Annotated in this window: 21 protein-coding genes and 1 pseudogene; 20 read left to right on the top strand and 2 right to left on the bottom strand. The window is 55.9% G+C overall.

The features are described 5' to 3' along the window. The first annotated feature begins 150 nt into the window (after positions 1 to 150). The 10 genes and pseudogenes from Q2B33_RS02665 to Q2B33_RS02620 all read left to right on the top strand — a co-directional run bounded on the left by Q2B33_RS02665 (position 151) and on the right by Q2B33_RS02620 (position 9,055). Positions 151 to 1,020, top strand: coding sequence for a YitT family protein (locus Q2B33_RS02665; RefSeq protein ID WP_296461291.1), 870 nt, complete (start codon positions 151 to 153; stop codon positions 1,018 to 1,020). A gap of 196 nt (positions 1,021 to 1,216) precedes the next feature. Next, positions 1,217 to 1,396: pseudogene (locus Q2B33_RS24460) on the top strand (hypothetical protein); the annotation flags it as partial. A gap of 41 nt (positions 1,397 to 1,437) precedes the next feature. Beyond that, positions 1,438 to 1,845: a hypothetical protein gene (locus tag Q2B33_RS02655; RefSeq protein ID WP_300782055.1), complete on the top strand. Its 408-nt coding sequence runs from the start codon at positions 1,438 to 1,440 to the stop codon at positions 1,843 to 1,845. Beyond that, positions 1,838 to 2,299 (top strand): hypothetical protein, encoded by a 462-nt coding sequence (locus Q2B33_RS02650; RefSeq protein WP_300563924.1) that lies wholly within the window; start codon positions 1,838 to 1,840, stop codon positions 2,297 to 2,299. The genes Q2B33_RS02655 and Q2B33_RS02650 overlap by 8 nt, the downstream gene beginning before the upstream one ends. Before the next feature lie 411 nt (positions 2,300 to 2,710). After that, the gene (locus tag Q2B33_RS02645) at positions 2,711 to 4,516 is read left to right on the top strand and encodes an ABC transporter ATP-binding protein (RefSeq protein ID WP_300782058.1); all 1,806 of its coding nucleotides are present in this window, start codon (positions 2,711 to 2,713) and stop codon (positions 4,514 to 4,516) included. A gap of 88 nt (positions 4,517 to 4,604) precedes the next feature. Then, on the top strand, positions 4,605 to 6,479 hold the full coding sequence (locus Q2B33_RS02640) for an ABC transporter ATP-binding protein (protein ID WP_300782061.1): 1,875 nt from the start codon (positions 4,605 to 4,607) through the stop codon (positions 6,477 to 6,479). Positions 6,480 to 6,719: 240 nt separating this feature from the next. Then, positions 6,720 to 7,253 carry an Rpn family recombination-promoting nuclease/putative transposase gene (locus Q2B33_RS02635; RefSeq protein ID WP_300563919.1) on the top strand — a complete coding sequence of 178 codons (534 nt, stop codon included), beginning with the start codon at positions 6,720 to 6,722 and terminating at the stop codon, positions 7,251 to 7,253. Between the two features lie 52 nt (positions 7,254 to 7,305). Beyond that, complete coding sequence (locus Q2B33_RS02630; RefSeq protein ID WP_300815688.1) at positions 7,306 to 7,839, top strand: hypothetical protein; 534 nt, start codon at positions 7,306 to 7,308, stop codon at positions 7,837 to 7,839. A 20-nt stretch (positions 7,840 to 7,859) separates the two neighbouring features. Further along, positions 7,860 to 8,675 carry an alpha/beta hydrolase family protein gene (locus Q2B33_RS02625; protein WP_300782064.1) on the top strand — a complete coding sequence of 272 codons (816 nt, stop codon included), beginning with the start codon at positions 7,860 to 7,862 and terminating at the stop codon, positions 8,673 to 8,675. A gap of 158 nt (positions 8,676 to 8,833) precedes the next feature. After that, a complete protein-coding gene (locus Q2B33_RS02620; RefSeq protein ID WP_300563913.1) occupies positions 8,834 to 9,055 on the top strand; it encodes a hypothetical protein in 222 nt (73 codons plus the stop codon). Positions 9,056 to 9,302: 247 nt separating this feature from the next. Here the strand turns inward: Q2B33_RS02620 and Q2B33_RS02615 are convergent, their stop codons facing one another. Continuing rightward, positions 9,303 to 11,009, bottom strand: coding sequence for a glycoside hydrolase family 2 protein (locus tag Q2B33_RS02615; protein WP_300822883.1), 1,707 nt, complete (start codon positions 11,007 to 11,009; stop codon positions 9,303 to 9,305). Between the two features lie 19 nt (positions 11,010 to 11,028). Beyond that, positions 11,029 to 12,546 carry a glycoside hydrolase family 43 protein gene (locus Q2B33_RS02610; protein ID WP_300782069.1) on the bottom strand — a complete coding sequence of 506 codons (1,518 nt, stop codon included), beginning with the start codon at positions 12,544 to 12,546 and terminating at the stop codon, positions 11,029 to 11,031. Between the two features lie 452 nt (positions 12,547 to 12,998). On the opposite strand from Q2B33_RS02610, the gene Q2B33_RS02605 reads away from it, so the two are divergent. The 10 genes from Q2B33_RS02605 (at position 12,999) to Q2B33_RS02560 (ending at position 22,488) form a co-directional block, all read left to right on the top strand. Beyond that, the gene (locus Q2B33_RS02605; RefSeq protein ID WP_296461275.1) at positions 12,999 to 13,970 is read left to right on the top strand and encodes a transcriptional regulator; all 972 of its coding nucleotides are present in this window, start codon (positions 12,999 to 13,001) and stop codon (positions 13,968 to 13,970) included. Positions 13,971 to 14,019: 49 nt separating this feature from the next. Beyond that, positions 14,020 to 15,807 carry an extracellular solute-binding protein gene (locus tag Q2B33_RS02600; RefSeq protein WP_300782071.1) on the top strand — a complete coding sequence of 596 codons (1,788 nt, stop codon included), beginning with the start codon at positions 14,020 to 14,022 and terminating at the stop codon, positions 15,805 to 15,807. A gap of 141 nt (positions 15,808 to 15,948) precedes the next feature. Further along, entirely contained in the window at positions 15,949 to 16,884 is a 936-nt protein-coding gene (locus tag Q2B33_RS02595) for a sugar ABC transporter permease (RefSeq protein WP_300563906.1), read from the top strand. Positions 16,885 to 16,896: 12 nt separating this feature from the next. Continuing rightward, on the top strand, positions 16,897 to 17,817 hold the full coding sequence (locus Q2B33_RS02590) for a carbohydrate ABC transporter permease (RefSeq protein WP_296461266.1): 921 nt from the start codon (positions 16,897 to 16,899) through the stop codon (positions 17,815 to 17,817). A gap of 401 nt (positions 17,818 to 18,218) precedes the next feature. Beyond that, on the top strand, positions 18,219 to 18,401 hold the full coding sequence (locus tag Q2B33_RS24455) for an ATP-binding protein (RefSeq protein ID WP_300563900.1): 183 nt from the start codon (positions 18,219 to 18,221) through the stop codon (positions 18,399 to 18,401). Between the two features lie 656 nt (positions 18,402 to 19,057). Further along, on the top strand, positions 19,058 to 19,843 hold the full coding sequence (locus tag Q2B33_RS02580; protein ID WP_300782073.1) for a DUF4241 domain-containing protein: 786 nt from the start codon (positions 19,058 to 19,060) through the stop codon (positions 19,841 to 19,843). Then, a complete protein-coding gene (locus Q2B33_RS02575; protein ID WP_300782075.1) occupies positions 19,840 to 20,619 on the top strand; it encodes a hypothetical protein in 780 nt (259 codons plus the stop codon). Before Q2B33_RS02580 ends, Q2B33_RS02575 begins: the two co-directional genes overlap by 4 nt. A 93-nt stretch (positions 20,620 to 20,712) precedes the next feature. Continuing rightward, the gene (locus tag Q2B33_RS02570) at positions 20,713 to 21,585 is read left to right on the top strand and encodes an NADAR family protein (RefSeq protein WP_300782078.1); all 873 of its coding nucleotides are present in this window, start codon (positions 20,713 to 20,715) and stop codon (positions 21,583 to 21,585) included. After that, on the top strand, positions 21,558 to 21,713 hold the full coding sequence (locus Q2B33_RS02565; RefSeq protein WP_300563892.1) for a hypothetical protein: 156 nt from the start codon (positions 21,558 to 21,560) through the stop codon (positions 21,711 to 21,713). The genes Q2B33_RS02570 and Q2B33_RS02565 overlap by 28 nt, the downstream gene beginning before the upstream one ends. 97 nt (positions 21,714 to 21,810) lie before the next feature. Further along, positions 21,811 to 22,488 (top strand): hypothetical protein, encoded by a 678-nt coding sequence (locus tag Q2B33_RS02560; RefSeq protein ID WP_300680973.1) that lies wholly within the window; start codon positions 21,811 to 21,813, stop codon positions 22,486 to 22,488. The last annotated feature ends 233 nt before the right edge of the window (positions 22,489 to 22,721 follow it).

Genomic DNA, 22,721 nt, shown 5'->3' with positions numbered 1-22,721 from the left:
GGTGGTGTTAGAAGGGATGTTACGGAACTGGAAACAGTAACGTCCCGGAGAATGCCCGGAGAAAGAGCTGGCCGTACTGTGGCCAGAGCTTTCTCCACAGGGGATGGCGTTGGAAGGGACGTTACGGGACTGGAATAGGAGGTTTTGCGGATGAATGATGATTTGCGGATGAATTGGTCGGTGCGGTCGATAGCGGCCATCTTTCTGGGAAATGTTCTATATGCCCTGACGGTGAAGGTGTTCCTGCTTCCGGCGAACCTGGTCAGCGGAGGGGCTACGGGCATCGCCCTGGCGGCCAACCACCTGACGGGAGTGTCAGTTTCCGGCTTCCTGTTTCTGGTGAACATGAGCATGCTGATATTGGGGCTGATCGTGCTGGGGAAGGCTTTCGTGGCCACCACTCTGGCCAGCACCTTCCTGATACCGGCGGCGCTGGAGGTGTTCGACAGGCTGCTGGGGGATTTCGTGCTGACGGATGACATTCTGCTGTGCACCCTGTTCGCGGGGCTGGGGGTGGGGGTGTCTCTGGGCATCGTGATCCGCACGGGGGCTTCCACGGGGGGCATGGACATTCCGCCGCTGATTTTGTACAAATGTTTCCGGGTTCCGGTGTCCGTGAGTCTGTACGCCTTTGACGTGTGCATCCTGCTGCTCCAGGCGCCCTTCCAGGAGGCGGAGAATATCCTGTACGGCATTGTGTTCGTGCTGCTGTCCGCCATCGCCCTGGACAAGACCATGATGATCGGCACCACCCAGACGGAGGTGAAAATCATGAGCGGCAAGTCGGAGGAGATCAGGGAAGCCATCCTGAAGCAGTTGGACAGGGGGGTGACATTGCTGAACGCGGAGGGCGGGTATCTGCATGACAAGAGCCAGATGATATTCAGCGTTATCTCCAACAGGGAGCTGTTCAAGCTGGAGAAGATTGTCCACGGCATAGACCCGGCCAGCTTCATGGTGGTCACAAGGGTCAGCGAGGTGAAGGGGCGTGGCTTCTCCATGGATAAGCGCGCCCTCTGAAAGAGGGTATGCCCTCTGAAAGAGGGCATGCGCTCTTAAGGAGGGTATGCGCTCCGAAAGAGGGCAATGTGCCCCAAAATTCACAAAGTCAGTTTCATTTGTATCTGCCGTCTTCCCTATATCCGGAAAACGGCAGTTTTTTATTTTCCAGGGGTTTTTGTGGTTCAAATGATTGCCTTTATATCATTGATTTGACATGACAGATCTGGAAAAGAAAGTTATGATACGGCTGTGCGCTAAAAGCGTAGCAGAAACAGATCTCTACACGGACAGGGAAGTGCAAAATCTGATAGACTGGGTATGTCTGTCGAAGCAGATAAAAGAAAACAATAAAACAATCCATAATCTGATTGGGGAACATAAGAAGATGGATTTGTTGTATAATTAAAATTATAAAGCTGCAAAGGTGGGGTACAGATGAATTTAGATAAAATTAAATCTGTTTTTCCGGATTTTCAAATGAACCATTTCAATATGTTTGATAAAGTTGTCTTTTTGAAATGGGAAACAACATTAGACAATGATTCTTGGGAAGAACACACAAATTTGATATTGGGCATGACTAGTTCGGATAATTATAAAATTTACATAGAATTTATGGATGTGAAATTTTGGCGTTTTCGAGGAAATGGTCAGATTTCTGGATTTTATATTAAAGATATGGCTGTAAGAGGATATGAAAATAATTCAAAGTATGAGGTTGGTGATTACGAAGAAAACGAAATAGAGTTCTACTGTTCAGAAGTTACAATTAAGAGTTTGGAAAAAATGGATAATAACTTCACGCTCTATGGAAAGCGGTATAAGGAGTATCAGGATGAATAATCTACAAAAAGGGGCTATTTTAACATTACTGAAAACGGATAGAATGAATAGCGATTATACAAATAATTATTGGTTCTCCTATAAAGATTATCTGGATCCGACAGATGATTTTACAGATTTCTGTTGTGAATGTCTTGAGGGAAAGCGTGAATATATTGTCCCGATTGAAAATTTGATAAACAAAGATAAAACTGCAAAAGTTTTTGTGCAGGTCTATGGATTGGAAGATAAAGACAGGGTTATAACCGCAGATACTTTGATTATTTTCAGTAAATTATCGCCTGGCGAAATCAGGCAGATTTTTAATGAACCAAAAGACATATTTCCAAGTGATATCGGAGAAGAAACAGATTTTTCGCAGTCGGCTTTTCTGATTGGGGATAATGGGGAGTTGATTTCAAGTTCAAAGCTATTCCACGAGGAGCAGTCTGTTTATTATTGCTGGTGGGACTAATGTTTTCGTGGAGTTCAATATCATCCGAAATCTTGATTTATGTCCTGGTCGCCATTTTGCTGTCGCAGCCTCCTGTCTGCCGGAAAGCCGTATAAAAAAGGAGGATGCCAGAGAACCTGAGTCCTCTGGCATAATTATGAAAAAGTTTTAAGTAAACAGTAACTGTGGCTGATGGTTATAGTATAGAGAAAAGAAATGTCTAAACAATAATGATAAATTGAAAATTCTTTGAATGATTTGTGAACAAAACATGGATGACTATGTCCACATAGGCGAAGACCTTTTGGGACGTGGTTTTTACCTGTGAGGCGCCCAGGCCTACCACTTGCATCCGGCATATTGCCCCCGGCGGGCATCTGCGCTAATATGGTCTCAGGCTTACGATTTTACGCGTGCGTACAGGAGGCGGATATGGGGAAAAAGCATACGGTGATGGGCAATATCTGGTTTTTGATCAAGCAGTCCTATGCGTTGGACAGAAGCATGCTGCTATCTGCGGTGGCCAGGGTTCCGATCCGCATCCTGATCCCGCTGCTGGGCTCCTATCTGACGAAGTATATGACGTCTCTGGTTCCGGGACAGACGAGGGAGGCAGCGCTGTTCTGGTATATCCTGTCTTACAGCGGGGCTCTGCTGTTGCTGAACCTGGCGGACAATTATGTGGCGGCCAGGCTGAAGTACGATGCCATGTTCGTCCGGCTGGGGCATCTGGGGCGCATCGCGGACAAGGACATGGACGCGGATTTCCAGAATGTGGAGAATCCCGAAGGCCAGTTGCTGGCCCAGAAGGCCAAGGAGGCTGTGTGGTCCGACAGGTCCGGTGTAGAGCAGTTGTTTGGCCAGATGGTGGATATCTTCTCCGCGGTATTCGGCCTGGCGGTCTATTCCGCGCTTTTGTTCGGATTCATGCCCTGGGCAGTGGCGCTGCTGTTGGTCCTGGGGGTGGCGGATTTCCTGGTGGGGCAGCGCTTCTCCCGGTGGCAGTACCGCAACCGGGGCCGATGGGCGGAGCACGACAGGCATCTGGGCTATCTGAACAGCAGGGCGGGGGACTGCCGGGCGGCCAAGGACATACGGCTTTTCGGGTTGGCGCCCTGGCTTGAGACGTTATACCGTGAATTTCTGGGCGACAGGATGCGCTGGTACAGGAAGGAGGAGGGGAAGCGCCTGGGCACTAACTGGGCCTGCCTGCTCCTGGCCTTCCTGCGGGACGGCCTGGCCTACGGGATGCTGATTTACCGGCTCTTTGCGGGGCGGATGGAGATTTCGGGCTTTATCTTTTATTTTACCATCATGACACAGTATTCGGTATGGATATCCGCCATGATGAACGGGCTGGTGGCCATCAAGACCTCCAGCTACACGGCGGAGGACATCCGGCAGTTCCTGGAGATGCCGGACTGCTTCAACCATGGGGAAGGGGCTCCCCTCCCCGCCGGAACCTGTGAAATCCGGTTCCGGCATGTGGGCTTTCGCTATCCCGGGGCGGGGCAGGATACCATAGGTGACCTGGATTTCACCATCGGGAAAGGGGAAAAGGTGGCCATCGTGGGGACCAACGGAGCCGGGAAGACCACGCTGGTGAAGCTGCTGTGCGGGCTCTACGCGCCTACCCGGGGCAGCATCCTGGTGGACGGCACGGACATCCGGGACTATAACATAGACGAATACTTCGGGCTGTACTCGGTGGTGTTCCAGGACATCTACCTGATGCCCACTACCATCGCCAGGAACATCGCCCTGGTGGAGGAGGGGCGGATAGACCGGCATAGGCTGGAACGGGCCCTTGCCCTGAGCGGGCTGGCGGAGAAGGTGGAGAACCTGCCGGAGAAGGAAAACACGCTGCTGCTGAAGGGGATTCAGGAGAAGGGCATCGAGCTGTCCGGCGGGGAGAGGCAGAAGCTGGCTCTGGCCAGGGCCCTGTACAAGGACGGCGGCATCGTGGTGCTGGATGAGCCCACCGCGGCTTTGGATCCGATTGCCGAGAGCGGGATCTATCAAAAATACAGTGAGCTCACTGCCGGGCGGACGGCAATCTTCATCTCCCACAGGCTGGCCAGCACCCGGTTCTGCGATTCCATCCTGGTGCTGGAGGAGGGGAGGATCGTGGAGCGGGGGAGCCATGAGCAGCTCATGGCGCTGGACGGGAAGTACGCCGCCATGTTCCGGGTGCAGAGCCGGTATTACGGGCAGGAAGGGACGGCGGAGCGCATATGAAGAAGATATACCTGACGGAGCGGGGGATTTGGGGGTATTCGGGAAAGACGGGCGGCAGGCTTTTGGCTGCAGGAGGGGAGGAGAGGGCATGAAGAAGAATATGAAGGTAATTGCAGGTGGAATCGGGCTTATTGAGGGGCTGTCCCCCGGTTTCCTGCCGTGCTGCGTCCTGCAGGCCTGTCTGAACGCGCTGTCGCCTTTCATCAATATCTATCTGTCGGCGGCGCTGATTAACGGGCTCCTGGAGGGCTGGGGCATGATCCGCCTGCTCCAGGGCGTGTGCGTCATGGCTTTGCTGAACCTGGTCTGCGGCGGGCTGGCCGCCTGGACGGAGAGGCTGGTGAACGTGAAGCAGAATGCGCTGTTCGCCCAGTATGACTGGAAGCTGAACAGCAGGATGATGGAGCTGCCCTATGAGGAGGTGGAGCGCTATGAAGTCCAGGCGCTGCGGGAGCGGATCCGGCAGATGGCGAATGTGAACGGGATGGGGCTGTGGAACCTGGTGAATCCTGTGAAGGCTGTGGTGCGGAGCGTCTTTACCATCCTCTTTGCCATTGCCATCTTCTGCGCGGTCTTCGTGCAGTGCGGGCCGGGGGAGGGGATGCTGACGGGATTCTTCTGTTCGGCCTGGGCGTCCGCTGGGCTGGCGGCGTTGATTCTGGGGAACATATGCGTCAATTTGTATACGGTTTCCCGTTCCACGAAGAAGGTCTTCGCGGCCTTTGCAGGGCTGGTGCCGATCAATCAGGTCTACAGCTATTATCTGGAAAATTATATCGACACCTATCATTCCGGGAAGGATATCCGGCTCTACCGCCAGGGGGATCTGATCCGCAGCGAGATGGGGAAGTTGCTCCGGGACGGCAGGGAGCCTATGAAGAGGCTGAAGGGCATCGAATTCCGGTACAACGGGCTGGGCTCTCTGGCGGGGTTCGCCATGAACCTGACCATCTACCTGACGGTGGGCATGCGGGCCCTGGCGGGGCTGTTCCCGGTGGGGAGCATCGTGCAGTATGTGGGAGGCATCGGGCAGTTCGTATCGGGCTTTACCACGTTTGCGGCCCAGATCACGCTGCTGAACTCCAATGTGGAGGCGCTGGAGCTGATATTGCGGTATCTGGGGATGGGGGAGCCGGAGGAGAAGAGCGGATTGATTGGGAGAGGAAGCGGACTGTGCGGGGGGAAGACGGTTCTGGAGGAACCCCTCAGGTCGGCGGATTCCCTGGAGATAGAGTTCCGCAATGTCTCCTTCACCTATCCCGGCACGGAGAGCAAGGCCCTGGACAATCTGTCCTTTGCCATACACCCCGGGGAAAAGCTGGCGGTGGTGGGCGTGAACGGCAGCGGCAAGACCACTATGATCAAGCTGTTGTGCGGGCTGTATGAGCCGGATCGGGGGGAGATCCTGGTGAACGGAAGGGACATCCGGGAGCTGGACCAGGAAGCCTGCCGGAAGCTGTTCGGCGTGGTGTTCCAGGATTTCCAGTTGTTCTCCTTCGGGCTGGGGCAGAATCTGGCGGGCAGCAGGATCTATGACGGGGAGAGGGCCAGGGCTGCGCTGGAGGAGGCCGGTTTCGGGGCGCGGCTTGCGGGCATGGACCTGGAGACTTCTCTTTATAAGGACTTTGATCCGCAGGGGGTGGAAATCTCCGGCGGGGAGGCCCAGAAGATCGCCATAGCCAGGGCCCTGTACAGCCAGGCTCCGATACTGATCCTGGATGAGCCCACGGCCGCTTTGGACCCTCAGGCGGAATATGAGGTCTATGAGAAGCTGAACCATATCTCGGAGAACAGGACGGCCATTTTCATCTCCCACCGCATGTCCTCCTGCAGGTTCTGCGGCCGGATACTGGTGCTGGACGGCGGACGGCTGGTGCAGGAGGGGAGCCATGAGGAGCTGCTGCGGGATTCCGGAGGGCGGTACTTTGAACTGTGGCATGCCCAGGAGCAGTATTATCGCTGACGCATCCGCCTGATACATCCGGTTGAAAAAAATCTTGCAATTCCTTTCCCGCCGTGTTACTCTGGATGTAGGCAAAGAAATCTGATTCTATATCCATCATGAAGACGGTAAGTCTTTTCTAACTGTATCGAACTTCTTGCCGGGCGGGAGCCTGTATCCCAGGTGACAAGCAACTACCGAAGGCAGGAAGGAGAAGCGCCTCTTTCCTGCCGGATGCATCGGGAAAGGAAAGGTGGCTTTATGGAAGAAGCGAAAAAGACGAAGGACGGAAAGCCGGTGGATGCCGGCGTAAGCATGCCCCACGACAAGGGGTACAAGAAGAGCCTGTCAAGGCCGGAGGAATTCCTGCATTTTCTGAAGAAATATATCGGGGCGGACTGGATGCTGGAACTGCGGGCAACGGATTTCGTCCTCTGCGACAAGGAGATGCTGGAGCGGGACTATGAGGGCAGAGAGGCGGATCTGCTCTACAGAGTGGGGATGCCTGACGGGGAGGAAGTATATGTCTTCATCCTGCAGGAGCTGCAGTCAAGCGTTGATTATACCATGATATTCCGCATATTGATGTATGTGGTGAACACGCTTGTAAAGCATTTCCTGGACATGGATAAGAAGACAAGGGAAAGGGCCGGGTTCCGGCTGCCTGCCATGGTGCCGATTGTGTTCTACAACGGGCAGGAGCGATGGACGGCCGTGACGAATCTGCGGGATTACCAGAGGGGTGGGGACATTTTCGGGAACCATATACTGAATCTGGAATATTATACTGCTTAACGATTTCGCTTGCCGTGAAAACAGACTGCATAACGCTGACTGGTTCAATCGCGTGATTACATTAGGCAGTATTCAGCGTTATGCAGTATATCTGGTGGATTTGGCGCAGGTGGAGGAAGAGTACATATTGTCTACCAACACGGTGCTGGACAATATCATGTACTGCGACAAGTTCCGGAAGAAGCTGGAACTGGCGGGGGCCATCCGCCGGGCATACGGCAGGGTGGAAGGCCTGGGGCGGCAGGAGTTGGAGGAGTTCCGGAACTGGGTGAAGTATATTTTGCTGTCAGTCTGCGGGGATAAGTTGGCTGTAGTTGAGGAAATACTGAGCTGGGCCGGGAACGGAGAGGATGACATGGCGTTCAAGTATAATATAGTCAGGATGTTCGAGGAGGAACGCGAGGAAGGCAAGGCAGAAGGGAAAGCGGAGGCCATTCTGGATCTGCTGGGGGATGTGGGCGCCGTGCCGGAAGCGTTGCGGGAGAAGATTCTGGGCCAGAAGGATCTGGAAATCCTGCGGGGATGGCTGAAGCTGGCATCCGCTTCCCGGACGGTTGAGGAATTTGAGAATCTTTTCATGAAATAAAAGATATAGGAGGGAACGAAATGGCCTTATTGCATGTAGACTTTTTCTCGGACGTGCTGGGCATGAGCATGAACATGGACGTGTTGCTGCCCCAGCAGACCCAGGGGCAGATTGGCATGGAGGGCAGGGCGGCCCAGGGGAAGTACAAGACCATGTACCTGCTCCACGGCATGAGCGATGACCAGACCATCTGGCAGAGGAGGACGTCCATTGAGCGCTATGTCAGCAGCCTGGGCATCGCCGTGGTGATGCCTACGACACATCTGGGCTTCTACACGGACACCACCTATGGCATGAGGTACTGGACGTTCCTCTCCCAGGAGCTGCCGAAAATCTGTCGGGAATTCTTCCCCCAGATGTCCGCGGAGAGGGAGGACACCCTGGCGGCGGGCCTGTCCATGGGCGGCTACGGGGCGTGGAAGCTGGGGCTGGGAGCCGGCGGGACCTTCGGGGCAGCGGCGTCCCTGTCCGGCGCCCTGGATATGGTGGACGATTTTAAACGGAACGTGGAAGCCGCTGTGGAGGAGTCGGACAGGGTCGCCCTCTTCCGGGGGATATTCGGCTCGGCCCAGGCGCTGGAGGGCTCGGACAACGATCTGCTTGCGCTGGCGGAGAGGCTTGCGTCCGGCGGGAAGGAGCTGCCCAGGCTCTACGCCTGGTGCGGGACGGAGGACTTCCTGTACCAGGGGAACTTAAGGGCCTGGGAGCATGTGAAGAACCTGGGCTATGACCTGACCTGTGAGCAGTCCGCTGGAGACCATCAGTGGAAATACTGGGATGAGAAGATCCAGGACGTGCTCCGGTGGTGGCTGGGGATGGATATGGATCTGCAGTGAGGGGAGGGGCTGTGGGCCCCGGGAAGCCGCAGAGCATGGCCGGACAGGATGCATGGAGCGGATGGAAATGATGGATTTCCACGGCAAAGAGAGCTTTTGCCAAGGGTAAAAATGCAAATGCAGCATCACGGTCAGCCGGGAGAGGATAGAATGGATGTATGGAAAATGAGAAGCTGATAGACGAAATATTGAATCATCTGGACAGAGAGACCCGGATGGGCGTAGTCCGCATGAGCGTGGAGATGGACGAGGAGAAGAGCGCCGCCGGGGAAGTCTCCCATAAGTGCTGCAACATGTACGGCCGTCCCGCCAACGAGACGGTGGGGCTTTTGGACTGCTACACGGACATGAACGCGGGGAGGCCGGACAACGAGCGGTAGGCCGGCCCTGGCCCGTTTGCTGAGGAGGCTCAGGAAATATCCGTGAAGCGGGATGTCGGGCGCTCCCGGCCTATGTGAACCCTGCGGCGGAGAGCTGGAGGATATTCGGGGAGCCATATGGTTCGCTTCAATGTGAAGGGCAGTCCGGAAAAAGTCTGAGGAAAGCTGCAAAAGTCCGGAACTTCCGGGAGGCCATATGTTGCCCCCGGCAGTTTCGGACTGTTTTTGTGAGAGACAGGAAAGCCGCTTAACGAACTACGATGTTGTGCCTGTACCTGGAATTGATCTCCCGGATCCTGGCCGGGTCGCATTTCGGCACCCTGTCATAGGTGAGCAGGCCGTTGGTCTCCTGCTCCACGTCGGAGAGCTGGGTGTAGCAGAAGCCGTAGACCAGGTCCGACGCCAGGATGCTGCCGATGACATGCTCGTACTGCCGCAGGAAATCCGACTCGTCCTGAGCCGAAGTATAGCCCCAGTTCCCCTCCTCCGCGGAGTTGTAATTGATGCCGCCGCACTCCGTGATGAGGATGGGCTCGCCGCCGTAGGAATAGCCCTGGGCGTAGACGCTGCGCCCGGCATGGGTGCAGGAGAGCAGGATGTCCTTCTCCGCCATGGTGCGCTGGAAGAAGCTCTGTTTTCCGGGCTCCTCGCCGGAGCCGTGGGCGTAGTTGTGGATGGCGCAGATGTCGCTCTTCGTCATCTCCCAGCCGTCGTTGTTCACCACCAGCCTTGTGGGGTCCAGACTCTTCAACAGATAGTACATCCCCATGGTCTGGTCCTGCTGGCGCTTGCAGAAGCCCACATTGGGGATGGCCCAGCTCTCGTTGAAGGGCACCCAGGCCACGATGGAGGGGTGGTTGTAGTCGCGCCGCAATATTTCGAACCATTCCCTGGCATAGGAGGCGATGCCCTTGTCCGTGAACAGACAGGCGGAGGCCATCTCGCCCCAGACCAGGAAGCCCATCCTGTCGGCATGGTACAGGAAGCGGGCGTCCTCCACCTTCTGATGCTTCCTGCAGCCGTTGAAGCCCATCTCCTTCATCATCCGGATGTCCGCCACGAAATCCTCGTCCGAGGGCGCGGTCAGGATGCCGAAGTAGCTCTCGGCCGTATCCACAGTGCGCCCGTCCACGACCAGGCGCAGGGTGATGTCGAAAAGGGCAGGGTTCTCCGGGCTCCACAGGCGCGCCTTCTCATGGGCGGCGCCGTAGAATATATGGTCCTTGGACAGATGGATGCTGCGGCAGAAGACGCTCCGGTTGTTGACCAGATAGCGGTCCCGGCACACAGGGTCGCCCTGGAAGGAAATGTCCGCCTCCAGGTACATCTCCTCCGCGTAAGCGGAGAATTCCGCCTCCAGGGTCACCGTATCATGGTCGATGTCCGGGGTGAACTTCACATGGGAGATATGGCAGGCGTCCACCGGCTCCAGCCAGACGCTCTGCCAGATGCCGGTAGTCCTGGTGTACCAGATGCCCGCGCTTTTCTCCTCCCAGAACTGCTTGCCCCGGGGGATGGTCTCGTCTCTGGCCGGATCGTATACGGAGACGGCCAGGGTCTGCTCCCCCTCCCCTCTCAGGAAATCGGTGATGTCCGCGCAGAAGCCCGCGTTCCCTCCGATGTGCCGGGCGCAGGGAACGCCGTTCACATATACGGTGCACTCGTAGTCAACTGCCTCGAAATGCAGGAGTATCCGCCGCCCGCTCCATTCCCCGGGGATGCTGAAGCGCCTTTTGTAGAAGACGCGGTCATGGATGGACGTGTCCTGGATGCCGCTGAGCCTGCTCTCAAAGCAGAAGGGCACCTCTATCCTGCCGTCCAGCCCATGGGAATCCAGCTCCCAGTGCTGGGAGGCGGCCAGGCCTTCATCGTCGAAAGCAAAGTCCCAGGTCCCGTTCAGGCAGAGCCAGTCCCTGCGGACGAATTGTGGTCTCGGATATTCTGTTCTTTTCATGGTGATCGTTCCTTTCCTTTTAGTTCATTTCGGACAAAACGCTGATTTCCGACAGCCTGGTGACGCTTTGCCCTTCGCGGAGGGAAAGGGTGATCTCGATGGTGTCCGTTTCACAGGCGTCAAAATACAGAAGCAGCGGTGACGTCATGCCCTCCTCCACGACGAAATCTTCGGAGGAGGCTTTCTGCCCAAGGCGCAGGCCCACGGAGGAGATATCGCCCAGGCACTCTACGCCGGGGTAGATGGCGATGCCGCAGACGGGCAGGGCATCCTGCGAAGACAGAGTTATCTTCACAATCCCCTCCTCGGCAGGGGCCTCGGTCTCCAGCCATGAGTGCCTGGAGGAGACGGAGAACAGGCCGTCCGTGAGCAGCGCGCTGTCCGTCCCCTCTGCCTGGGCCCCGAAGCCGGCCTGGAAGCGCCCGGTGACGTCAGCGGTGGAGAGGCCGGAGGGCATGGGCTGGGCGGAGGTGGTGGGGCCGCTGATGAACATCTTTCCGTCCGCGGTGAAGCCCACCCTGTCCATGTTCACCTTGCGGTTGCCGCTGGGGTCCGCCGGGTAGGTATGGGAATGGTAGACCGCCCAGATCTGGGTGCCGTCCGGGGAGTAGGTGAAGCTGTGGTGCCCGGTGCCCGACACGTCCCTGCGGAGCCCCGAGGTCAGCAGGGGATTCTCCTGGGCCTTCACGAAGACGCCCAGGGGGGAGTCGGAGACGGCGTAGCCCAGGGAATAGGAGGGGCTGGCGAAAAAGTTCGCGGAGTAGGTCATGTAATATCGGCCGTCGTGCTTGAGCATCTCAGGCCCCTCGTTCCACCAGGTGTCCCCGGGGGCCTTCTCCCACCGCTGCTCCGGGGTCAGCAGCTTGACGGCCTCCCCTTCCACGGACAGCAGGTCCGCGCTGAGGGCCACGCCGTAGATCTCGCTCTTTTTCATGTAATCGTCCCGGTTCTCGGAGCAGTCCCTGGAATAGTACAGATAGTTCTTCCCGTCGTCGTCCAGGAACACATTGGCGTCGATGGCCGCGTATCCGAAGTCGAAGAGGGGCTCGTTCTTCACGTCCTCAAAGGGGCCGTCGGGGGCGTCGGAGACGGCCAGGCCGATGCGCAGGCTGTCGTTCTGGTTCTTGGCGGTATAGTACATGTAGTACCTTCCGTCCCGGGCCACTACCTCCGGGGCCCAGAAGCAGTCCGTGCACCAGGAGTCCGGCTTCCTGACATAGCACATCTTCTTGTCCCCCCAGTGGACCAGGTCGCTGGATTTCCAGCAGTAGTAGCCGGTGGTAGGCGCGGAGGTGCAGTACATATAGTATACGTCCGGCGCGACTTTGAGCACGAAGGGATCTCCGATATCGGTGACGCCCAGGTCGTTGGTGAAACAGGTCTGTGACAAATCGGTATGAAGCTCGAATGTGGTCTGCATGGCGGTTGTCCCCTTTCTGTATAGAATGACAATCAGGAAGCACGACAGGAGAAGGATGCCCAATCCGATCGATCCGATCGTCCTGCCGGCGGATTTGGAGTTCGATGCTTTCTTCACGTTTTCCCTTTCTTATCTGAATCTTGCTTATCTGAACTTATCTGAATTTTTGCTCTAAAATCAGACATTCCAAATTTTCTGTTATAAATGAGCAAAAAGGAAAACAATTAAAAACATAAAAAATGTTATAAATGGAAAAACGAACAGAAAAGATGGAATGCCCAAACTTAGGATACTAGAAAACTCAGGGAAAATCCATGCAGTAAATGCACAATAATATTCAAAAAATATGTACATGTTGCACATGAAATGGCTTTTTGGAGTCAGAATGTCAAGAGAACGGATTAGAGATTGTGAAAATCATACAAAAATAAAACAAACAATTATTATGTTTTAAACAATTGACAAACAAAAAATACAGGGTTATTCTGGATATGGAAAAACAAATTAGAAACAAAAATTATGTTGGAAAGTGGAAAGAGCAAAATCTCAAGGAGGAAGGGAGGATTGGGTTGAAGGCAAGCAAGAAGAGGATTACGCTGGATCTGAGTAATCTGCAGCAGACAGCGCTGGTGGGCAAGGCCCTGTCGTCGGAGGTGAGGCTGGAGATGCTGAAGCTCCTGATAGAGAGGTCGGCGAACATCAGCGAGATGGCGGCCGAGTTCGGGCTGCCCCAGTCATCGGCGGCGCTCCATGTGAAGGTCCTGGAGGAGGCGGGGATGATATCGGTGATCGAACAGCCCGGCGTGCGTGGCGCGCAGAAGGTGTGCGGTATTTCGTTCGAGGATATCTATCTGAACGCATTCAGGCACAAGACGGAGCAGGAGGGCAGCAAGGTGTTCAAGTTCGCCATGCCGATCGGAAACTATTTCGACTGCGAGGTAAACGGAAACTGCGGAATCATCAGCGAAAAGGGCTATCTGGGAGTGGAGGATTTTCCCTCCAGCTTCTACTGGCAGAACCGGGGCGAGGCCCAGCTGCTCTGGTTCAACACAGGATACGTGGAGTACCGCTTTCCCACGCATCTGATGAAGAGCGGCCAGACCCAGGAGGTGTCCTTCTCGTTTGAAATCTGTTCGGAAGCGCCGGGGTATCAGAACGAATGGCCCTCCGACATCACTGTCTGGGTAAACGGGCTGGAGGCCGCTACCATGACGCTGCCGGGGGACTTCGGCGGCAGGAGGGGGCGGTTGAACCCGGAATGGTGGGGGGATACCATGACGCAGTACGGCATGTACAAATCCATCCGCATCAATTCCCTGGGATGCTACGAGGATGACATCAAGTGTTCGGATCTGTCGTTGGAGGCCCTCCAGCTGGAGAAAAGGAATTACATCAGTTTCAAACTGGGAGTCAAGCCCGATGCCCAGCATGTGGGCGGCATGAACCTGTTCGGGGAGAAATTCGGAGATTACGCGCAGGGGCTTGTCATGAAAGTGAAGGTGGCGGACGGAGGTTCCCAGCAGGAAGTAGGAACGGAATGAAGATTTATTAAGGTTAGGGAACAGCAAAACCCATAAAAGGAGAGAAATTATGAAGAAAAAGATGATAGGCATGTTATTGGCCATGTCCATGACCGCCGGTATGCTGGCCGGATGCGGCTCCGACGGCGGGACGCAGTCCTCGGACGCAGGCGCTTCCGCCGAATCCGAGAGCAAGGAGGAGAGTCAGCCTGAGGCGGATGCCCAGGAGGAGTCCGGGGGGGTAGAGAGCGGGGCCTCTGAGGCACAGGACCTGACATCCCTGCGCGGAAATACGGCGCCTACGGAAGATGAGATCAATGCGGTGAACACCACCCTGAACGATACATACCTGGGGGATGTCTTCGACCAGGCCATTCCCAACGACTACGCCGCGTATCCCTGGAAGGAGGAAGTGACCCTGGATGTGTGGATGGCAAATAACTCCATCCTGTCCAGCGTCTGCCCCGATTTGAACGACCACCGTGTCTTCAACCAGCTGGAGGAGCTGACCGGGATCAAGCTGAATTTCATCGTGCCCGCCCTGGGAGAGGAAGGGACGGAATTCAACCTGATGATCGCCAGCGGCGAGCTGCCGGACATCATCATCGGCGCTGACCGCTACACCGGCGGCATCGCGGCAGGGGTGAACGAGGGCGCCTACCTGGATCTGACGGATGTAGTGGACGAATATATGCCCAACTATTCCGCCTGGAGGAACTCCGACGAGGAGAGGAGGAAGACCACGGTGACGGACGAGGGCGTCATCGGCGGCGTGTACGGAATCGCTCCCTACAATGAATGGTGCTGGTTCGGGCTGCTGATCAAGCAGGAGGCCCTGGACAAGACCGGTCTGCCCATCCCCGAGACAGTGGATGAGCTCCATGACTTCCTGGTGGCCTGCAAGGAGCAGGGATACAGCCAGCCCCTCAACTACGGCTCCAACTACGGACAGATCTTCACGGGCATCATCAACGGCGCTTACGGCGTATGGGACTGGACCTTCGTGGACGATGACGGAAAGGTGGCGTGGGGTCCTGCCCAGGAGGGCGCGAAGGAGTATCTGACCACCATGCAGAACTGGTATAAGGAAGGCCTGCTGAACACGGACTGGGCTACCGCCGATTTCAACCAGAGGATGGCGGAAGCGGTATCCGGCGACTGTGCGGTGATGATGGACTCCCCCGATACCATGTGGGGATACTGGAAAGAGGACAACAATATCGATTTCGTGGCGGCCCTGAACCCTGTCCTGAACAAGGGGGATCAGTCCAAGCAGACCTACCGCAACTTCAAGAGGACCGGTTCCACCGCTGCCGTCACAACCCAGTGCGAGAACGTCGAGGCGGCCTGCGCTTTCCTTGACTTCGCGTTCACCAAGAAGGGCTGGGAGATCTACAACTATGGTTCCTACGGCGATGTGCATCTGGTGGACGAGAACGGGCTTCCCTATTTCTTCGCGGACGGCCTGATGTACAATGACCCTGAGGGACAGCCGGTGAGCAACCTAATCTGGAAGTACCGCATCCATGACGGGGCCAACATCCGTGACGAGCACAACTCCAATCCTCTGATCACGGCCGAGGGCAGCTACTCCGGAGACATCCGCGACTACTGGACTACCAACATGGATTCTTCCATAACCATGCCCCCTGTGACCCTTACCGCGGAGGAAGCGGCAAGAGAGGGCGAGCTGGGGACCATCCTCTCCACAATGAGGAACGAATACTTCTCCAAGATCATCATGGGACAGCTGGAAGTGGACGCCTACGACGAGTTCCTGGACAATGCCAAGGCCCAGGGAATGGACGAATTCCTCAGCCTGTGGCAGGCTGCGCTGGACCGCTATAACGCGAGATAATCGGAGAGCATTCCCATAACGGCTTGTAACAGCTTCGGTTCCCGCCTTCCCGGCGGGGACCGGATTTGAGGCAGAGTTTCTTGTTGGGGGCGGCGGATTTCCGCGTGGGGATGCCGCTGCCCGAAAGGATTGGAGTCCGCTATGAAAAGGAAGACCAAAAAGGAAAGTTTTAAGACCGCATTACGGAAAGACCTGAAGAAGAATTCGTTTGCATATCTGCTGCTGGTCCCGGTGCTGCTGTGGTATATCGTATTCTGCTATGCGCCCATGTGGGGCGTCCTGCTGGCGTTCAAGGATTACAAGCCCCTGCTCGGCTTTGCCGACAGCCAGTGGGTGGGCCTGCGGCATTTCAAGGATTTCCTGTCGGGCCCGTTTTTCGGCAGGACTGTCAGGAACACGTTCATGCTCAATATCTGGGGGCTGGCATTCGGCTTCACATCCCCCATCCTCCTGGCCCTGCTGCTGAATGAAGTGAAGGCCATGCGCTACAAGAAGATCGTACAGACAATCACCTACATGCCCCATTTCATCTCCCTGGTGGTCATCTGCGGTATGATCCATATCTTCACCCAGTCGGGCGGCATCCTGACCCAGCTGGTGGAATGGATCACAGGGACGGAGCACGCCTCCCTCCTGGGCTATGCCAACATGTTCCGGCCGATCTATACGTTCTCGGGGATCTGGCAGAATATCGGGTGGGACTCCATCATCTATCTCTCCGCCATGAGCTCCATCGATCCGGGCCTGTATGAGGCCGCGGAGATTGACGGCGCGGGGAGGTTCCGCAAGATGTGGCATGTGACCCTGCCCCAGATCAGCCCCACCATCATCATCCTCTTCATCTTCGCGGTGGGCGGCCTGATGGCTTCGGGACATGAGAAGATCATACTGCTGTACAATTCGCTCACCTATGAGACGGCGGACGTCATCGCCTCCTATGTGTACAGGCGCGGCCTGCAGGAAGCCAGCTACAGCTTCGCCACTGCCGTAGGCCTGATCAGCTCAGCGGTGAATTTCCTGCTTTTGTGGTTCACCAACAGGGTGTCCAAAAAGTATTCGGAAATCAGCATTTTCTAAGGGGGGACGGCTATGGATAAGAAAAAGAACAGAATCGGGCGCTGGACTCCCGCAAATGTGATATTCAATATCGTGAACTATGGAATCCTGACATTTTTGACACTGATCTGCCTGTATCCCATGCTGCATGTGCTGTTCGCGTCGGTGAGCAATCCCACGGATCTGATCGCCCACAGGGGGCTTCTGCTGAAGCCTCTGGGGTTCACCATGAGCGGCTACAAACTTGTCTTCAAAGACGACAGCCTGCTGGTGGGATTCAAGAATACCTTTCTCTATGTGGGGCTGGGCACCGCGGTGAACATGCTGTTCACGATCATGGGCGCTTATGCCCTCTCCAGGCGGGAGCTGCTTTTGAAGAAAGCGGTGATGGTCATCATCACGATCACCATGTTCTTCGGCGGCGGCCTGATTCCCTGGTTCCTGGTGATGAAGCAGGTGGGGCTTTACAACAATGTGTGGGCCATGGTGCTGCCCACGGCGCTGAATACATGGAACATGATCATCCTGCGGACGGGCTTCCAGTCCTTCCCCTATGACCTGGAGGAGGCGGCGGTGATCGACGGGGCTTCCCAGTCGAAGATCCTGATGAACGTCATACTGCCTCTCTCAAAGCCGGTGCTGGCGGTCATCTTCCTCTACTACCTGGTGGGCAACTGGAACTCCTGGTTCAACGCCATGGTGCTGCTGAAGGACAGGGCCAGATATCCGCTGCAGCTCCTGCTGAAGGAGATCCTGGTCATGAACGACGTGTCCATGAGCTCGGTGGGAAGCGCGGGGGGCGTGTCCGTGAACAGCGTCCAGGGGGCCACGGCCTACCGGGAGCTGGTGAAATACTGCGTGACGGTGATCGTGACCTTGCCCATATTGTGCGTGTACCCGTTTTTGCAGAAATATTTTGTGAAAGGCGTGTTCGTCGGGTCGATCAAAGGATAATAAGCTGCCCTCCGAAGGCTTCTGGCCTCGGAGGGCAGTATTGCGTCTGGGATGGATCTGCGATTGGGCGGAGCGGATGGCCGGAGCGATTGGGCGGAACAGTTGGCTGGAGCAGTTAGCCAGAGTGGTTGTCCGCGCGTCCACCGCCCATGGTCGCTCCGGGCCCGCGGCGGAATCCGCAGCCCCCCTCTCCCGCAGGCTACGGATCGTCTTCACAGCCAGCCTGTCGTTGCGGCAGAACAGGGCCATGACCTCGCCTGCCCGGATCTGGGCGGCCAACTGCTCATAGTCTATGTCCATGATGAGGTTTTTTCTGGATATTCTGTACCTGGCTTCGCGCATCCTGCTGCAGAAGCCGTCATAGCGCTCCTGGATGTCTCTTTAACGGTGGTTGTACGCTTGTGAAGGACGATTTTCCGCATGTTTTCGAGAGCTTTTGGCGCGGAGTAAATGCGGAAAACATTGGTGGCAGCGGGCTGGGACGTTACATTTGCAGACGGCTCATGCACAAGATGAACGGCGAGATTTTTGCGCAGATCGACGATGACATCATCACTGTCACCACAGTTTTCACACGAGCGTAAAGTGATGCTGGCCGTTACTCGGGCTTGCCCTGGAATTGCGGTGAAATGCTTTAAGTGCGGGTGTACCCCGATGACCGCCGCAAACTCGGCAGTTTTATATATGGTCAAAAATATTCATCCCCATTGTGCTATTATGCCCCTTTTCTAAAGTCTGGTGGTAAGGTGGAGGTTCTATTATGACTCGTCTGATTTACCTTTGCGACGATGTAACATGAAGTTATACTGCATAACGCTGAATGCTGCCTAATGTAATCATGCGAATGAACCAGTCAGCGTTATGCAGTCTGGTTTCACGGCAAGTGAAATCGTTAAGCAGTATAAATACTACTAAACCTGAATTATTCATATAGAAGATCATTTCCCAAGGGCTTCACATTGTGAGAGTAGAAATTTTAATACATTTGCGGTATAATTGATTTGTAAAGTTTTACGGATCATATTTTCACCTTTCCGGACGAAACGGGGCTCCCCTTCATTTTTCATGTGGGGAATGAAATGGCCGGAAATCCGACAACCATGGACAGCGTGGGACAAATGCTGGATGAAGCGGAGTCTTTGGCGAAAAAATGAAAGAAGCCTTGAAGAAGAATCTGGCCGATGAAAAGCATGAGGATTAGCCCATGAGAGCTAAGGGAATTGCTGAGCATAATGGATGATTGCGAAGAAAGGAGCAATCCCCGCGGATTGCATTGAACAGGAGGGAAACAAGTATGCCTACAACAGAATGGATGAAAAAATACGAAGCAATCAAGGACAAACTGTCATACAAATTCGACCTGGACACCTATTTTACGGAGAAGTCCATCGGGAATATGGCGGTGGATGTGCTGGACATCGGCAAGGTGCATTTCCCTACCGGCAGGATTTTTGCCTGCGACCCCATGGTGGAACTGGAGGACGCTCAGCCCTTCCTTCAGACGGTTCCCGCCGGAACCTACCCGCTGCAGATTTGCGTGGTGCCCAGTGAGAAATACGGCGACCGCTATGCCTGCGTCAAGGCAGTGGTCAGCGGGGAAAAGCCGGTTCGGTACGAGCTGGGCATGGTGGGCAATGAGAATCTGGACGAGGGACTGGAGGATGGCGATTACTTCGGCTTCGGTGTGGACGCCGGTATGGGCTGTATCGCGGACATCCAGACCCAGGAAGCCTTCAAAGCGTACTGGAGCAGGCGGCTGGAGGAGGATCCGGACATTGACCCTTACAACGATCTGTTCTGCGATCTGTTGGAGGAGAACGCCGGCATCCACCCTAAGTATCAGGGGAGCTACGGAGACTGGCTCAACTGGACAGTGCCGGATACGGACTGCAACCTCCCCATCTTCGCTTCCGGCTGGGGGGACGGGTATTACCCTGTCTACTTCGGATACGATGCAAGCGGAGAAGTCTGCGCCGTGTATGTGAGCTTCATTGACATTGAAGCCAGCTATAAGGAACAGGAGTGAGGAAAGTTGAGGAATGGCTGAAACGTGCGGGGACGGCGGACGGGAGGATTGACGCAGGCAGAGGGAGACGGCGGACTGGAGGATTGGCGCTGGCGGAATGTCCGGAGTTGGCGATGGGCCTGCAAAAGAGCGCTGTCAGACCGGCCGCAGGCGAAAAGGAGAGTGGATGCATGAGCCGAATCATCGATAAGCCTTACTTTACCTATAGCGCATACAGCGCCCTGACCTTGGGCATCCAGGCGAAATGCCCCAAATGCCAGGGGGCGGGCGTGGTGACGGCGGACAGGGACAATGCCTTTTTCCGCTGCCATGGCTGCGGCCATCAAATGACCCGCGACCGCACGGTGTACCGCTATGCTGTCCACAACCAGTGCAGGCATTGCGGCAGGTACTATCGGGTGGAAATCCAGGACGAAGCAAAGCAGCGTTTTCCGGTTCTCCATGTGGCCTGCCCCTACTGTAAGTCAAGGATGCCGGGGGAAGTGCTTAGAACGGCGCAGGGTTTCTCCTATGCCGATGAAATCCGGGAGGGGAAGGAGCCTTATTTCGGCCTGGAGCTGTGGTTCCTGAGTTACTTCCAGGGCAAGCCGGTCTGGGCCATCAACCGGGAACATCTGGCCTATCTGATCGACTATCTCAGCGCCGATTTGCGGGAAAAGCCTTTCGGCCTTCCTAAGAGAACCCAGGCTGACCATCTCCCCACCTTCATGAAGACTGCGAAGAATCGGGAGCGGATTGTGAAGCTGCTGAAGAAAATGCAGGGGGGAGCTGACTAAAGCAGAGCTGGCGCAGGCCACATCCCTGGGCGGCACCCCCACCGGATATCAGGAGAAAACTGCGCCACATTTAACAGGAAAGGGAAATGAACTATGGCATTACAGGATAAGAAAATCATGCCGCCCCTCTGGCTGGCTTTCCGGGAGATCGAGCGATACTCCATCGGCTGGCGCATGGGCTATGGGGAGAGTTACAGATATCGATTTGGCGATTGGCTGGACACCCTCTCGCAGGAGGAGCAGGCGGAATACCGGGCCCTCTTTCCGGAGCCGGTAACCTGGAAGGGCTGGTGGGATGACGAGGACAGCGGCGAAGTGCTGGAACATGGCGACTGCTGGGTAGATGCATGGCAGCCGGAGGGGCGGCCAAAGTACACCCGTCAATGGGTCGAACAGGAGTTTGCTGCTGGCCGGAAGCGGGAGATGTGCCTGTTCTGGGGACACCAGCCCGCCCGGGACGGCAGCATTACCCAGAGCTGTCTCAGCCAGTGGTGGATGGAGGACTTCTTTTCTATCGCCCACCACTACCTCTGCATGGAGCAGTACATGATGGCGGGCAAGGCGGAGCTGTTCGGCGACCGGGAGATCCGGGAGCAGATCTTAGCGTGCAGCGTTCCCGGGGAGATCAAGGCTCTGGGGCGCAAGGTGCGGGGCTTTGACCAGAAAGTGTGGGACAGGTTCAAATATGCCATTGTGCTCAATGGAAACTGGTGCAAATTCAGCCAGAACCGCTCCCTCCGGGAGTTCCTCCTCTCCACCGGGGACAGGGTGCTGGTGGAGGCCAGCCCCTATGATAGCATCTGGGGCATCCGCCTCTCGGCCAGTTCGCCGGAGGCTTTAGATCCCCGGAAGTGGCGGGGCCAGAATCTGCTGGGCTTTGCCCTGATGGAGGTGCGGGACGAGCTGCGCCGGGTGACGCAGAACGAGAACCTGTGCGATTGGAGCATGGCAGAGGAATCGAAGTGACCGGGTACATCAAACTGTTTTGGGCGGAGGCGCCGGAGGGAGAGCCGCCGGTCATCCTCTATGACGGAGCCATTGAAATCACGCCCATCCCCACCATGGAGAGGTTCCGCGCCTGCCGAATCTGTTGATAAAAGCTGTCCCCAGCGCGGAGCAGACATCCCGGACTGCCGAACCGGGGAGGCATTGGAGCTGAAGGAGCTGAGCAAAGAACTGTGAGGGGAGCATATGGCAAAAGGCATCCGTAAGCGCCTGCTGGAGCAGGCGGCAAAGTTCCGTCGGTGGCAGGAAACTACCTATCCGGGAAAAAACGCCCAGGAGATCGGCGGGGAGTGGGAGATCGACTACCCGGCCTGGGAGGATGTATGGGATGCCTTCTGCCAAGTGCTCACGGATTTCAAGGCCGGACAGGCAGAGGAGCGACTGCTGGCGGAAATGCTCTACCTGATCGCAAGGGATAACGAGGGCGAGGGCTTGATCCAGCGGACGGCACGACATCCGGCCTGGTTCGAAGCCCTGTGCCGCTGTGCCGTCCGCTCCCCGGAACCGGAAGCCAGGTGGCAGTTTGCCGCCTACCTGCCGGAGTGCCCATGCAGCCGGGAAGTCAAAGACCTGATCCTGGACTTTGCGAAGGACTCCCATGAGTATGTGAACCGGCGGGCGCTGTTGGCCATGCCTGCCCTGCGCCCCCGCTGTGTGGAGCAATTTGCGCCGCTGTTTTGGGAGAGGGACTGCTATCCCCCTGAACTGCAGGAATACCAGCGGATCGCCGTCCTGGTTTCCCTGGACGCCATTCACTCCAATCTGCTGCCCCGATATTTGGAGCTGGCCAGACAGGACGGGCGGAAGTATCTGCTGGAACACGCAGCGCGGATTATGGTTGAGAACAGTTTCCCAAAGTCTTAAAAATTAGTCCCAGTTCGTTTTATTGCTGCTGAATATCCCTATACGCAGATATGGAAATCAATGTCTGATGAAATCAAAAAAATACATGTCAGGGCGACAAGTATTGAAGAAAAATAAAAGAAATACTACTATATAAAGAACGTCATAGACCCTTTCACGGAATTGCCATACAGTAAATTGTCGGGTAACTTCATTGATGAATTCGGTGTGCAATGGGGGTTTATGACAGATCA

The organism is uncultured Acetatifactor sp., from assembly GCF_948601915.1.
Taxonomy (GTDB): Bacteria; Bacillota; Clostridia; order Lachnospirales; family Lachnospiraceae; genus Acetatifactor.
Note: the sequence above shows the minus strand (reverse complement) of the source record. Positions and strands in the feature narration are given on the sequence as shown.